This window comes from Methylobacterium iners (assembly GCF_022179305.1).
Lineage (GTDB): Bacteria > Pseudomonadota > Alphaproteobacteria > Rhizobiales > Beijerinckiaceae > Methylobacterium > Methylobacterium iners.
This window is the reverse complement of record NZ_BPQP01000077.1, coordinates 1-12,876: the sequence shown is the minus strand read 5'-3', so window position 1 is coordinate 12,876 and position 12,876 is coordinate 1. Positions and strand designations below refer to the sequence as shown.

The 12,876-nt window shown below is 57.7% G+C and carries 12 protein-coding genes, 1 tRNA gene and 2 pseudogenes; 10 read left to right on the top strand and 5 right to left on the bottom strand.

Annotated elements, in window-relative coordinates; translation table 11 throughout:
• Positions 1 to 85 precede the first annotated feature (85 nt).
• Positions 86 to 196: pseudogene (locus MFF55_RS27235) on the top strand (DUF1330 domain-containing protein); the annotation flags it as partial.
• Positions 197 to 293: 97 nt separating this feature from the next.
• Here the strand turns inward: MFF55_RS27235 and MFF55_RS21645 are convergent.
• On the bottom strand, positions 294 to 533 hold the full coding sequence (locus MFF55_RS21645; RefSeq protein ID WP_238246185.1) for a DUF6894 family protein: 240 nt from the start codon (positions 531 to 533) through the stop codon (positions 294 to 296).
• Positions 534 to 702: 169 nt separating this feature from the next.
• Here MFF55_RS21645 and MFF55_RS21640 point away from each other — a divergent pair, with 169 nt between their 5' ends.
• The 4 genes from MFF55_RS21640 (at position 703) to MFF55_RS21625 (ending at position 1,955) form a co-directional block, all read left to right on the top strand.
• On the top strand, positions 703 to 948 hold the full coding sequence (locus MFF55_RS21640; protein ID WP_238246184.1) for a hypothetical protein: 246 nt from the start codon (positions 703 to 705) through the stop codon (positions 946 to 948).
• 433 nt (positions 949 to 1,381) lie between these two features.
• Complete coding sequence (locus MFF55_RS21635) at positions 1,382 to 1,537, top strand: hypothetical protein (protein ID WP_238246183.1); 156 nt, start codon at positions 1,382 to 1,384, stop codon at positions 1,535 to 1,537.
• A 71-nt stretch (positions 1,538 to 1,608) separates the two neighbouring features.
• Positions 1,609 to 1,684 (top strand) — tRNA-Cys (locus tag MFF55_RS21630).
• A gap of 73 nt (positions 1,685 to 1,757) precedes the next feature.
• Complete coding sequence (locus MFF55_RS21625) at positions 1,758 to 1,955, top strand: hypothetical protein (protein ID WP_238246182.1); 198 nt, start codon at positions 1,758 to 1,760, stop codon at positions 1,953 to 1,955.
• Between the two features lie 541 nt (positions 1,956 to 2,496).
• Here the strand turns inward: MFF55_RS21625 and MFF55_RS21620 are convergent.
• The gene (locus tag MFF55_RS21620; RefSeq protein WP_238246181.1) at positions 2,497 to 3,477 is read right to left on the bottom strand and encodes a ribokinase; all 981 of its coding nucleotides are present in this window, start codon (positions 3,475 to 3,477) and stop codon (positions 2,497 to 2,499) included.
• Positions 3,478 to 3,639: 162 nt separating this feature from the next.
• Here MFF55_RS21620 and MFF55_RS21615 point away from each other — a divergent pair, with 162 nt between their 5' ends.
• The 4 genes from MFF55_RS21615 (at position 3,640) to MFF55_RS21605 (ending at position 7,671) form a co-directional block, all read left to right on the top strand.
• Positions 3,640 to 4,338, top strand: coding sequence for a GntR family transcriptional regulator (locus MFF55_RS21615; protein ID WP_238246180.1), 699 nt, complete (start codon positions 3,640 to 3,642; stop codon positions 4,336 to 4,338).
• Positions 4,339 to 5,595: 1,257 nt separating this feature from the next.
• Entirely contained in the window at positions 5,596 to 6,030 is a 435-nt protein-coding gene (locus tag MFF55_RS27230; protein WP_373874850.1) for a response regulator, read from the top strand.
• Between the two features lie 877 nt (positions 6,031 to 6,907).
• Positions 6,908 to 7,081, top strand: a complete 174-nt coding sequence (locus tag MFF55_RS21610; RefSeq protein WP_238246179.1) for a hypothetical protein — start codon at positions 6,908 to 6,910, stop codon at positions 7,079 to 7,081.
• A 74-nt stretch (positions 7,082 to 7,155) separates the two neighbouring features.
• Complete coding sequence (locus MFF55_RS21605; RefSeq protein ID WP_238246178.1) at positions 7,156 to 7,671, top strand: lipocalin-like domain-containing protein; 516 nt, start codon at positions 7,156 to 7,158, stop codon at positions 7,669 to 7,671.
• 105 nt (positions 7,672 to 7,776) lie between these two features.
• Here the strand turns inward: MFF55_RS21605 and MFF55_RS21600 are convergent, their stop codons facing one another.
• On the bottom strand, positions 7,777 to 8,367 hold the full coding sequence (locus MFF55_RS21600) for a Ros/MucR family transcriptional regulator (RefSeq protein WP_238246177.1): 591 nt from the start codon (positions 8,365 to 8,367) through the stop codon (positions 7,777 to 7,779).
• Positions 8,368 to 8,548: 181 nt separating this feature from the next.
• Between MFF55_RS21600 and MFF55_RS21595 the strand changes: the two are divergent.
• Positions 8,549 to 9,317: pseudogene (locus tag MFF55_RS21595) on the top strand (IS5 family transposase).
• Positions 9,318 to 9,426: 109 nt separating this feature from the next.
• On the opposite strand, the gene MFF55_RS21590 reads toward MFF55_RS21595, so the two are convergent.
• The gene (locus MFF55_RS21590; protein ID WP_238246176.1) at positions 9,427 to 9,615 is read right to left on the bottom strand and encodes a hypothetical protein; all 189 of its coding nucleotides are present in this window, start codon (positions 9,613 to 9,615) and stop codon (positions 9,427 to 9,429) included.
• Positions 9,616 to 9,946: 331 nt separating this feature from the next.
• Complete coding sequence (locus MFF55_RS21585; RefSeq protein ID WP_238246175.1) at positions 9,947 to 12,853, bottom strand: efflux RND transporter permease subunit; 2,907 nt, start codon at positions 12,851 to 12,853, stop codon at positions 9,947 to 9,949.
• Between the last annotated feature and the right edge of the window lie 23 nt (positions 12,854 to 12,876).

Below are 12,876 nucleotides of genomic sequence, written 5' to 3'. Positions count from 1 at the left end.
GTAGCTGATCGGCTGCATGGCGCCTGCCCTAACCCGCCGCAGCACAGGCCGTCACTGCTTCCCGTGACAATGCCCCTTCGACACCTACGAGACGGCTCGCGCCTGCTGGCATTCGCCGGCCTACGCCGAGGTGGCGCGCCGGCGGGAGGGTGCGGCGACCGTCGATGTCGTGATCGTCGAGGGCGTCGACCCTTAGCTCCAGATGCCGGGATGGCAGGGTGCTTAGAGGATGGATGCCCTGCCGCACCATCCGGCAAAAAGCCCGCCGCGGCCTGAGCCGGCGGGCTTAAACATCACGCTGTTGCTAGTACGCACGGCATTACCGGCAGCCTGATCAGCGTGACCCTGCTGGTGTCCTTGATAGACAGGAGCCAGCCTTCCTCATTCCTAGGTAGCACACCAATCTTGCGCATCTTTTCGAGCACCGCTGTGGCTTCGTTGATCGCCTCATAGCGGTCGCGGGCATCCACGCCCTTGTAATCTCGAATGGTCTGAAGACCCTTCTCAAGATCGAAATAGAAGCGCTGTGACACCCGTGGCTCCCCAGCGCAGATCGGCTAACGTTTGATGGCCCCTAAGTAGTCGCAGATGACGACTCACGTCCGACATTGAACTTTAGTAGGGGGCATGGGCTGCGGAGGCCATTGAACGGAAGCATTCCTCCGTGTCAGTGCCGAGCGGGCTGAGATGGGAGCGATTAAGATGATCTGGGCGCTGGTTCTCGAAAAGCAGGGCGACGCTCTGGAACCGGCGGCGCATCGAGGTCGGTACGGGTTTGAGCAAATCCCCGCTCGAGGAGATCATGTCGAGATTGCGCAGGGCGCCGACCAAATGGATCTGCTGGAAGTCCTTACGGTGCAGCACACCCCGATTCGCGAAGAGACCGATTTGGGGGACGGGGTACGCATTGCGCTCATTTGCGAGCTCCTCGGGAGCTACCCGGCATAGAGCACGAAAAGCCCTCGCGCGGCTCGTGCCGGCGGGGCTGAAGGTGGATCTCAGGATGAGGTGTCGGATCAACCCGGCATATGCGGATTGGTTCAGGGCAGCCACGGGCGCAGGGCTTCCACCAGCGGCTTAAGGTCCGGCGAGAGCACCGCGGCGGCCACCATGCCCACTCCGGCAGTGGCGACGAGCAGCCTCACAAGCATCGCTCTGATCCATCCAAGCTTGCGGTTCGTGGGGCCCTTGTTAGACCAATAGGTCAACGCTGAGAGAGCAGAGCCTGCGACAGCGACCGCAGCTTCAAAGGCTTGGTTCGGCCCCGGCCACGGCCCTCGATCTGTCTTAGCCAGCAGTCCGCGGGCGCTCCCTTAATGGAACGTTACCGCCGGCCCTGCTCTTGCGCCTTACTGCCTCAGACGAGCGGAGGCGGGTCGCGATGGTGCAGAACGGAACAGTGGATCGTCAGGTGCGCGGCGGGCTGTCGTGCCGAAAGGCGGCTCGCTTCGGAATCGTGAGCCTCGGCCTCATCGCGATGGTGTTCTGGGCCGGGATGATCGCAGCTTCGGTCATTGGATTGGTAATCCACCTGTAGGATTGAGCGCACGGAGCTGGTGCGGTCATCCTGTCGCTCGAGGCTTAATCAGGGCGTGCTCTCCTGATCTCGGCCCGGCGGGTGAGTGCTCAGCCGGGAGCCTGCAAAGCTCCGTACGCTCGGTTCAACTCCGAGCCCGGGCCTCCAACCCAGCCATCATCATTCTTAGTAGGACATAGGCGGAACCATCCTGCGTCCAGCAGGACACAACAGGCATTTCATGCTCGTTCCGTGGTTCGTGCGGATGGAAAAAGACACGCTCGTCAGTCTTTGTGAGATCTCCGCCCTCCTGTCGGTCACGACCATGTTGCTCGCCCCCCGCACCGTTCTTCAACAGCACCGCGAGGTCGCCGCGGTGGCGATCACCTACGGCGTCTTCATCGGAGCTATCCTCACGTTGGCTTGGGCCATCGCTTGAGGTCTCAGGAGAGATGACTGCTGCGACTGTATCTGAGCAGTTCCGACGCCCATGGATGCGTTTGCTCACGTTGCTCATGGCCGCATTACAATTTCGGAGGCACGCTCGGCATCGGATGAGAGGTTAAGGAGCAATCAATCGGCTTGCCAATGGCCGTCATTATGGATCTAGTACTACGTAGTTTGCCCTCTCCTCCCCGGTGCCGTCATGACCGTGTTTGATTGGGTTCACGAGCCTCCCATCACTGACACTCAGGGTACGGTTCTAGCGAGCCTCATGATCATGCTCGTCCTCGGCATATCCCTGGTCGGTCTGTTTTAAGGTGGCAGACTCGGAGGGGCTTTTCAGGTCCTCCGTCATGGCACTGGAAGGGCATGGATCATCACAGCCGGAAGTCTAAACCGTGATCCAGAGTGCGGTTTGGGTGACGATCGGCGTGCCAAGGCTTTGAACCAAAGGGGAGCGAGTAGGTCCCTTTTTGAATGCTGATCACACCTAGTCTTCGAATTGAGCTTTGCTCGAGGTCCGGTCGTCCTATTTATTAGGAACGATACTGCGGACAGCTAAAACCAATATCGTCTCTTGTCGCGCTAAGAAAATGATCTAGTTCTGAGGCTGAAGGAAACGCATCGAATGCTCCAAACCTTGTGGTCGCGATGGCGCCGCACGCAGAGGCGCGCAATAAACATTCCCTGAAGGCTCGTTGTTCGACCATTGCGGTCGCCAGACCTGCTGCAAACGCATCGCCAGCACCTATGCTATCGACCGTTTGCACAGGGAGCGCCGGTTGATAGCAAGCGTCATGCTCCCGCCGGAAGGCAACCGCCCCATCACGGCCTAAGGTCACGATTATAGTGTGAGGGCCTTGATCCATTAGGCGGTTTGCCCAGTCACGATAGTTGACGAGCATGGTCTCCCCGTCATCCACGGCAGCGATTTCCGCTCCGATCTGCTCGGCTTCAACGCGGTTTACGACAAGGATTGATGTTAAACTCAGGATGTGCGGACCGAGGACTCTGTAGGGCGACGGATTGAGAAGTGTTGCCCTCCCCGCTTGCCGGGCGATCGTGAAGGCGGCAAGGATTGCTGCATCAGGGGCCTCGAAGGGCGCCATCACGAGGCTTGATGCAGCGATCGATGTGGCAACATGCTCGACATCCGATGAGGATAATAGAGCGTTCGCACCCATATGGACCGCGAGGCAATTCTCTCCGGTTTCGTCGGTAAAACCAATTCCTGCGCCCGTCTTCGCGTCGTATCGACGGATCATGCTGAGCGGTAAGCCGGAGCGTTGGAAGGCGGAGACCGCTAACTCCGAGAATGGGTCGGCACCAATCGCGAAGATGCCGTCCACTCCCACGCCGAGACGGTGCGCTGCAACAGCAAGGTTGAAGCCCTTGCCGCCCGGTTCCACGAGGAAGGCGGCGGCGCTCAGCGATTCACCCGCACGAGGCAGACGTGGTACGATGACGGTGCAGGCGACGACAAAGCTTCCGACCACGAAGATCCGCACGCGTTCCATGTCCCGTCCCTCGGCAAAGAAAAGCTCGCAGTGGCCAAGCCTTCCCTGAGACTTCTAACAACGTCTCGCCACCAGGCGCCAACGCCGACGGCTTCACAGCAACCCCATGAGCGACCCTCGCTCCTGTCGTACCTTCGACTCAGGGACGACACAGCCATGCCAATGTATCAGCAGCTCGAGGAGCAAATTTGCTCCCTGATCGAGACGGGAACTCTGCCACCTGGGACAGTCCTTCCCGCCGAGCGCCAGCTCGCCGAGAGTCTGGGGGTAAGCCGCGTCACCATCCAGCGGGCCTATGCAGCAACACGCCAGCGTCAACTTCTCACCGCGCAGGGTCGCAAGGGGTTCGTCGTGCGCGGCCGCGAGCATCAGATTCATCCAGGCATGGATCGGCTGAAAGGCTTCACCGAAGAAATGCGCGAACTCGGCAAGATCCCATCCTCGCGGATACTAGAACGCGAGATTGTTCAAGACCGATCAATTTCATCCATTTTTGGGCTACCATCGACAGCCCGGCTTCTAAAGCTGACCCGCGTACGCTACGGCGATGAAGTTCCGATGTCACGAGAGGTGGCTTGGTACAATCTAGCTCTCGCACCTGCGCTCGAAGCCGGCGACCTGTCCGGCTCTGTCTACGCCTTTCTGGCGGAACATTGCGGTGCCCGACCGGTCAGCTGCGATCAGACGATTGAAGCTACAACGCCAACGCAGCAAGAGTGTGAACTCTTTGCTTTCGATGAGCCCGTGCCATGCCTCCTAATCAAGCGGCACACGTATGCCCAAGGCTCATTGATGATCGAATACGTCGAAGGCCTTTTCCGCGGAGATATGTACAGCTACCGGCTAAAGCTGAACGGCTGATAAAGCTCCATGAAGTCTGAGCAGCATAGTAGGTCAATAAGCGCAGTTTGAGGCTTGTGCGGATCTTCCCTCCTCGCGATTGTTAAATTACTCCGACCAAAACGATAAGATATAAATTTGTGTGCATTTAACAATCTTGAGCAGTGCACAATTATTAACGTCAATTCTGGCGTTTCTGTTTCAGTGCATTAACTACAACACCATCATACACGAGTGATGGTCCTTTGCGGCTGGATAATGACGCCATCGTTGCTTTGTCATGACAATAAGTACCTAGTTCCATCATCCATTGCACGCGCAAGACCGTCGCGAAGCAGACATACCGAAACCCTCGTCGAGGCCGCGGCATGGTTTTGGACCGTGATTGGACCTTTTTTTATCGACAAGGCGTCGAGGGTCTGTAATTATCGACACCGGACCTGATTCTCCCGTCCGCAACCAGGCAGGGATCGTCTCCATGACCAAAGCTCTCACCATCGGATTAGGATGGTTCGTTTTGCTGAGCCTCGGCTATTAGAAAATCTTGGTCGGACAGCAAACAGCACGAAACACAAATTTAAAATGTGCATGACGCACTTGATTGATGCTCGTGTAGCTTGCTCAAGTGGCGAACACTACAAATTTCTAGATATATACAGTAGGATCGACCCGCGACACTGTCACATATCATCTCAGAAACTTGTTGAAGCACGGTAATAGGCAAATGTCTCTTGGAGAAGTTGCGCTTGCGGTGTTTGGCCTCTGCAATAGCTTGCGGATCATTGCGTATGTTTCCCAGATGGTAGCCATAGCCAAGGACGCTGGTGGAGCTTCGGGAATTTCTTACATTGCTTGGGGGGTGTTCGCCCTCTCAAATATGTCAACAGTTGCCTATTCAATACTCTCCTTAGGAGATTGGAGGATGGCCGCAGTTTTCACTGCAAATGCTGCATGTTGCGGCATAATCCTTCTTCTTACCGCCTTACGCCGCAGAACAGTCGCATCTAATCGGCTCCGTCATGATTACGCTAAATAAATGGTTTTTAGAAGCAAGTACCTGCGCCTAGTTTGAAGAGTACAAAGCAAATAACCTTGTTGTGCGTCAGTGAATACGAGCAAAATCAAGTGGACCTGTCTATCAGGCATGCATGTATAAGATAATATACAGATAATAATGTTGACTGATATGTACTGTTTGATCTAGATCATCAGACAGCTTCTTAGTAATTTTAACATGAGGATTGAAAGATCTTTGCTGACGCAACAGAGGGGGTGGTGATGCGATTGAGACAAAAATCCTCTGGATTGATCCTCGTGGTCGAGAATAATGCTCACACTCGTACAATCGCGGTGGTAATCCTACAAAGCGCTAATTTCCGAGTTATAGAGGCTCGGGATGTGCACGAAGCTCTAGGTTCACTCTGTTTCTTCTCTGATATCCAAGTCGTGTTTATGGGTTGCAGCATGCCGGTATCGAACGACGACATCTCATTTGTCCGCTCGGTACAAAAGCTCTCGCCGGCCATCAAAATCCTCATGACTTCAGCGGACATGTGTCCGGATACAAACAGCCTTCCCTTAGGCGTAAGCTTTATTGCACAACCTTATAGGCAGTCTGTGCTGATTCATGATATTCAGAGTTTGCTGGGTGACCGCACAACGGGGTCGATGGCGCCTCAGCGTCGCGACAAACGAGTACTTACCTCCCGCTAATATAGTATAGCATCAAGCCCGTAGCCTTTCGTCGCTTCAACCTATGTTCACCACTCGCGTTTTGGATTTCTGAGCGACGGATTTCGGCTAAGCGAAGCGCAGCGAGAGTCGCAACAATATACGACTAAAAAACGAGACCACGCTTGGCTTCGTTTTGGACCTTGCCGAAAATGTCGTCAAATGCGACGCTAATACAGAATAGAGCTGTGAACATCAAGAAAGCAAATTCAGAGAGGATAAGCGAAATCGCAAGTGAAATAACACTCATCTTATAGTATAAAGTGAAAGTCCGCTTTCTACTTATTGCGGAAGTTTAACCTGTGCGGGTTTCGCGCTATGAGCTGAAGCTCGCTCGACGCCTGGTTGCAGATGTTCGATGACACCTGGTGGGCTGTCCAGTGCTGCTCCTGATGAACCAATCAATGTGGCATCAACGAAGGCCTGCTTGCCGTGGCAGAAGAGGCCCAAGGGATACTTGGTCAGAGGCGCAAGGTGAATTTTAAATGGCCCGATAATTTCGAGGCTCTAGGGAATTGAGCATTCCTAAACGCTGAGACATCCACCTGGAATGGGGTAGGCAACCGTCTGAATCGTTCCACAGGGACAAGCCCTAGTGGAACAATGAGGCCCTGGGACTGCACACAGTCGGTGGGATGGCGATGAGTGGCGTCAGCGACTTGCAGCAGCACTTGCTGCGGAAGCAGACCCGAAGTCGATCAGACGGGAACAATACAAACACGCAAAACCGAAGTCGGAGCGAGCTATGTACCATATATTCCTGGTATAAAAACCTTGCGATTAGCGTCGACTCAGTATATGTTGCGATTCGCGTTGCCACACTCAATGATTGCGACGCTACTCAGCAGTGGAGGCTCACATGCGCGTAGTCACGGCGTTTGGAGCGGCATTCACACTCGCCGCAATTGCGTTCACGATTACAATGCTCATCAAGCCGCCTGTATCGGAAGCTAAGCCGGCTGCAAGCATTGATACCTACTCGCTCACTCTCAGCGCGGAAAGCATGCTGGGAAAGAACTATGATTGTAACTGAGTACTATTTTGGGACAAATTTCTAATTGCAATCCTAATGCCATACCATCCAGCGAGGCATCTCGGAGGAGCACCATGAGCCGTTCCCTCGCGCCAACTGTCGCTGTGTCGGTTGCCCTCGTTTGTCTCGCATCGTCCAATGCGACTGCGCAGACAGCCAAGGACCTTATAGGAACATGGACGTTGGTCTCGTCCATCGCCCAGTATGGTAGCACCAGGGTCGACACATTCGGCAGCAACCCTAGTGGCACGCTGGTTTTCGGTAGCGACGGCCGCTACGCACTAGTCTTCATGCGTAGCGGCCTGCCGAAGATTGCTTCCAACGATCGCACGCTTCAAACTCCACATGAGAGCCGCGCTATCGGGCAGGGAGTCATTGCTCATTTTGGCACGTACACCGTCGATCAGGCGGACAAGGTCCTTGTCCTCCATATCGAGCGTAGTAGCTTTCCGAACTGGAACGGCATGGAGCAGCGCCGCACATTCTCGCTGACGGGGGACGAGTTGACCTACACCTCCCCAGGTTCAACCGGCATCGTCACGCGAGTCACCATGCGCCGGCCATCAACTCAGCAAGCAACCTTGCCCTGATCCCACTCTATTGTCTTGCGTAGGTCGGCTATCGACTGATCAGCTCCGCATCCTGGCGTAGGCCGAGCGTTTAGGCACGGCTGCTCATACAGCCCATCGGCTTAATCAGCTTCGCTGCCCTCCCTCGTCGGCTGCCGCCTCGGCTTTCTTGCCGCGTCCCTTCACGGCAGCCTTCGACGGTGATGCAGAGGTCGCCCGTCCGCGAGGAGACCTAGGCGCTTCCTCAACAGTCTCGGCAACCTCGACTGTCTTTGGTTCCATCCTCCGACGCTGCTGTCCAAGGCCGAGGCTGTGCGCAAGAGCAGACCGCTGTGCCGAGTAGGCGGCCGACGTCATCGGGTAATCCGCGGGAAGGCCGTGCTTGGCCCGATAGCTCTCAGGCGTCAGCCCGCGCCCTGCGAGGTGGCGCTTGAGCGTCTTGTAGGTTTTGCTATCCTCGAAGCTGATGAGCCCCTCGTCAGTGACCGACTTCCTGATTTGCGCAGGCGTGGCCTTGGTCACCTCTTCCTGAACTGCAGCGGTCGACTGGCCGAGGCCAAGGAGCGCCTGGTGCACGGACTGGAGGAGGTCTGCCAAACCCGCGGTCGGCACTGAGTTGTTGGCCACGAACGCACAGACGATCTCGGCCGTGAGCTCGACGACGGGGTTGATCTGGTTGGTCTGATCGACGAATTGAGCTGCTACGTCATCTGACATGAAGCGCCTCGCTCGTGGGAACTGAGGCGGCAATCTGCCGAATTGTATAGAAAATCAAGCTGGGCGCGAGCGTTTGTCTTAAAAATCGACATCGTTCAGCAGCGCTTGAGCGCCTAGGGTCTGTCGTCGCCTGAACCATCTGGCATAGCATGCGTTTGCCCGTCCTATCTGAGGAGGGACGATGCAGAGCGACGCGCAATGGGCTTTTCTGGGGCCACTGGTTGAGGCTTGTCGGCCGAAGGCGAAGACCCCGCCGCTGGACCTGCGGCGCACGCTCTCGGCGATCCTGTGGCGGCATCAGAACGGCGCCAAGTGGCGCGCAATCCCGCAGGTGCTGGGGCCGTGGTGGCGGGCCGCGCAGATCTTCATCCGATAGTCGCGCAGCGGGGTGTGGGAACGACTGCTCGGCCTCGTGCAGGAGTGCGGCGTTCAATTGGGCATGGTGTTCCTCGACGGCACCAACATGCGTGCGCATCAGAAGGCGGCTAGAGCCGCCAAAAGGGGGGATCTGCAGCTAAAGCCAAGACGATCGTGAAGCTGTTGGCCGATCGCGTGGCGGCTATGGGACTAAGGCTTTCGTGATCGCCGACGGCGCAAGACGCGCGATCGCCTTCCGGGTCGCACCGGGACAGGCCCATGAACTGCCACACGCACTGCCCTTGCTCGAACGGCTTCCGGGCGTTCCCCAATGGGTCGTGGCGGATCGCGCCTACGCCAGCCATCGCTTCCGGCAGCAGATCGCTGAAGCCGGAGCAAAACCTGCCATCCCGTCCAAGCGTAACCAGGCTCCAGTGCGCTGCCTCGAATGGATCTACGCCAACCGCAACATCGTCGAGCGACTCTGGGCGCGGCTGAAGGAGTGGCGGGCGGTTGCCACGCATGACGAGAAAACCGCAGCCAGCTTCAGCGGCATCCTCTGTCTCGCAGCCACGCTGGATCACCTCAGGTGACGACAGACCCTAGTAAGCTTCGACTTTCCTGCTGAACGACATACTGCCAGGCGCCAAACGTTGCACCGTCAAGATCGTCCAAGCCATTCAGTTGTCGTGCGCAGACGCCCTACAAGCGCTGTTTGGCCCGCTCGCGCTTGAGAAACAGAAAGAAGGCCGAGAGCGCGAGCCCGTTGATCACGAGGCTCCAGCCGTAACCCGTGATGGCGTGCTGACCCATCGGCTGACCAACGAGACCAAGCCCCACGAGCGAGCCGAGAAGGGCAAGAGCGGCAAAGAGGATTGCGAAGACAAGCATGTGTGCCTCCCACTATCGCAGGAGAGCTTACGCCGACCCTGGCAGCTTTCAAGCTGATGTCATCGTTCGACGCCTAGCACTGGGACTTGCCGTCGCACTCGCCGTGCACGTGAGTTCTCGAATCTGAACTCAAGCGGCCCGGCCCTTGATTTCCGCTTCCGACCCTGAGAAGGCGTTCAAGCATTACAATATTGTCTAATTCTACTCATCTAGTTTCTTAAATATTTTTGTATCTGACTTTCAAAGGTACTCGTCCATTTACTCCATTACTTAGACAAAGATGATCATAAAACAGAAATTACTATCAGCTGTTACACGTATAATAACTCACTTATATTCGTAATCTAGCAGAAGAGCCGAGCCTGTAGCGGCTGAATATCAAAGATGTGCGTGTCGCAGCTTCGTGAACGTACAGAAATAGGACTGGGGTGACGTAGAGGGTCAGCACTTGCGAGACAATCAGACCGCCCAAGACCGAGACGCCGAGTGGCTGGCGCATTTCGGGGCTCGCGCCGTATCCGAACGCCAGAGGTAGGGCTCCCGCGATGGCGACGAGACTGGTCATCACGATGGGGCGGAAGCGTCGCAGTGCCGCCTCGCGAACTGCTTCGGCGGGTGGAACCCCATCGCGTAGCCGCGTCAAAGCAACGTCGATGACCATGATGGCGTTCTTCTTGACCACCCCGACAAGTAGCAGAATACCGATGATGCCCGTGAGATCCAAGCTCATTCCAGCATAGGACAAGGCCAGAATTGCCCCGAGGCCGGCCGCTGGAAGGCCCGCTAGGATTGTCAGTGGATGAGCAAAGCTCTCATAGAGCATTCCCAGGATGACATAGACAGCCAGCACGGCCCCCAGCACGAGCAGGCCTTGCGTCTTGGCACTCTCCTGAAACGTTCGCGCGGTTCCGGTAAAGGTCGCGTTGACCGAAGGCGGCAGGCCTTCATTGGTCTTGATCACTTCGATCCGCTTCACAGCCTCGCCCAGGGAAACGCCCGCGGCTAGATCGAACGAGACGGTGACCGCGGGAAACAGCCCGATCTGGTTCACGGACAAGAGTCCGGTCGTCCGCTCCACATTAGCGAAGGTCGAGAGGGGTACGAGCGCGCCGCTCGCCGAACGAATTTTGATGGAATCGAGGTCGACGGATTGTCCCGTCTTCGATCGGGCGTATTCGACGATGACCGGGTAGATGTCGGAGGGACGCTGGATCGTGGCGACCTGGCGCGGACTGAAACCGAGGTTGAGGGTCGAGCGCAGTTGGTCCGCACCGACACCCAGAAGTCTAGCCTTGTCGCGGTCCACCCGCAGCGTGACCTGCGGCGCCGTGTTCCGAAGGTCGGTCACGACGCCGACGAAGGCCGGATCTCGCCCCATAGCGTCGGCCAGCCGCGACGACCACCGATCAATCTCGTCGAGATCCGGACCTTGTACGGCAAACTGGTACTGGCTCCGCCCCTGACGGCCTCCGCGCATGTTCTGGTGCGGCGTCACCACGCTCGAGATGCCCGATATGCCGTCGAGAGTCCGGCGTAGATCTGCGAGGACCATGTCGAGACCCGCGCGCTCATGCTTGGGCCTCAGTTCGACGAAGGCCCGACCCTGGTTCGTGCCGGTCGTGATCGTACCGGAACCGCCAATGCTGGACACGACATGCGCCACATGGGGCGATTGGCGCAGCACGAGGTCCACGCGACCCTGAAGCTCGGCCATGGCCTCGAAGGACACATCCTGTCGAGCCTCCGTCGTGACGGTCAGGAGACCGAGATCCTCCCGCGGAAAGAAGCCTTTCGGGATCGCCCTGGCGAGCACCGCGGTTGCGACGACCGTGGCGATCAAGAGGAGGATAACCAGCGGCTTGAACCGCAGGCACCAGTCGAGCGAGACGCGATAGGCACTGAGCGTCTGTTCGAAAACATGCTGCAGAAATCGCCTGCCCGCGGCGGCTCCCGCCGGCAGTCGTCCGGCAAGGGCCGGCGTAAGAGTCAGGGAGACGAAGGCAGAGACCGCGAGGGCGACGCAGACGGTGACGGCGAACTCATGGAAAATGCGCCCGACGAGCCCGCCCATGAAGAGGACGGGTATGAACGCCGCGATCAACGACACGGTGACCGAGATGATGGTGAACCCCATCTCTCGCGCCCCGCGCATCGCCGCCTCCAAAGGACTTAGGCCGGCGTCGCGATGATGCTGGAAGCCTTCCAGCATCACGATTGCATCATCCACCACAAGACCGACGGAAAGGGTGAGCGCGAGCAGTGTGATGGTGTTGAGAGAGAAGCCTAAGCCTTGCATCACGACGAAGGTGCCGGCGATGGAAAGCGGAACCGTGATGCTGGCAACGAGGGTGATTCCGAGCCGGCCCGTGAAAAGAAAGATAACGAAAACGACAAGGAGGCTTGTTGCTGCGAGCGTCAGCAGGACATCCGTGACCCCCTCACGGATTGCGATCGATTGGTCGTTGACGGCGGTCAGAAACGCCTCGGATCCGAGCTCATGGCGAAATCGCGGCAGCATCGCCCGAACGTGGTCGGTGACCGCGACCGCATTCGACGCCGAGTCTCGGTGAACGGCGAGGATAAGGGCCTTGTCGCCATCGAACCAGCTACCGGTCTGATCGTCTTCAACCGAATCGACGACGGACGCGACATCGCCGAGCCGGAGCGGGCGCCCCCCCGAGGTGACGATGATGAGGTTCTTGAAGGCGGTCGCGTCCTCGAGCTGTGTCGGCACGCGGAAGCCTGCCCGCCGTTCCGCGTCGGCGAGCGTTCCGACGGGCGTCTGTGCGTTTGCCAAGCGGATCGCCTGCTCAATGCCATCGAGGCCGAGCCCTCTCGCACTCAGGATTTGCGGATCAATCCGGATTCGCACGGCGTACTTTTGTCCCCCATGCAGAACGACCTGGCCGACTCCGGGGATCGCCGAGAGCGCAGGCGCGAGAACGCCACGCGCGAACGTGTCGAGTTTCGCGAGCGAGAGCTGACGGCTCGACAGGGCGATGAGGACAACCGGGGCATCGGCCGGATTGAACTTCCGATAGGTGGGCGCCAGGAGCATGTCAGTCGGCAGGTGTCGCTGTGCCCGGCTCAGGGCAGCCTGCACGTCAGCAGCAGCCTGGTCGACGTCCCGGGCCAGGGCGAATTCCAAGGTGATGAGGCTCGACCCTTGCGTATTCGTCGCCGTGACCGACTGCAGCATCGGTATCGCCGAGAATTCACGAACGAGCGCCGTTTCCACTCCGCTCGTTCGTGAATTCTCGG

Bases quoted from the DNA above. Each gene is read 5' to 3' on its own strand.
- MFF55_RS21640 (WP_238246184.1), top strand. From the start codon at position 703: ATGATCTGGGCGCTGGTTCTCGAAAAGCAGGGCGACGCTCTGGAACCG.
- MFF55_RS21635 (WP_238246183.1), top strand. From the start codon at position 1,382: ATGGTGCAGAACGGAACAGTGGATCGTCAGGTGCGCGGCGGGCTGTCG.
- MFF55_RS21625 (WP_238246182.1), top strand. From the start codon at position 1,758: ATGCTCGTTCCGTGGTTCGTGCGGATGGAAAAAGACACGCTCGTCAGT.
- MFF55_RS21620 (WP_238246181.1), bottom strand. From the start codon at position 3,477: ATGGAACGCGTGCGGATCTTCGTGGTCGGAAGCTTTGTCGTCGCCTGC.
- MFF55_RS21615 (WP_238246180.1), top strand. From the start codon at position 3,640: ATGTATCAGCAGCTCGAGGAGCAAATTTGCTCCCTGATCGAGACGGGA.
- MFF55_RS27230 (WP_373874850.1), top strand. From the start codon at position 5,596: ATGCGATTGAGACAAAAATCCTCTGGATTGATCCTCGTGGTCGAGAAT.
- MFF55_RS21610 (WP_238246179.1), top strand. From the start codon at position 6,908: ATGCGCGTAGTCACGGCGTTTGGAGCGGCATTCACACTCGCCGCAATT.
- MFF55_RS21605 (WP_238246178.1), top strand. From the start codon at position 7,156: ATGAGCCGTTCCCTCGCGCCAACTGTCGCTGTGTCGGTTGCCCTCGTT.
- MFF55_RS21600 (WP_238246177.1), bottom strand. From the start codon at position 8,367: ATGTCAGATGACGTAGCAGCTCAATTCGTCGATCAGACCAACCAGATC.
- MFF55_RS21590 (WP_238246176.1), bottom strand. From the start codon at position 9,615: ATGCTTGTCTTCGCAATCCTCTTTGCCGCTCTTGCCCTTCTCGGCTCG.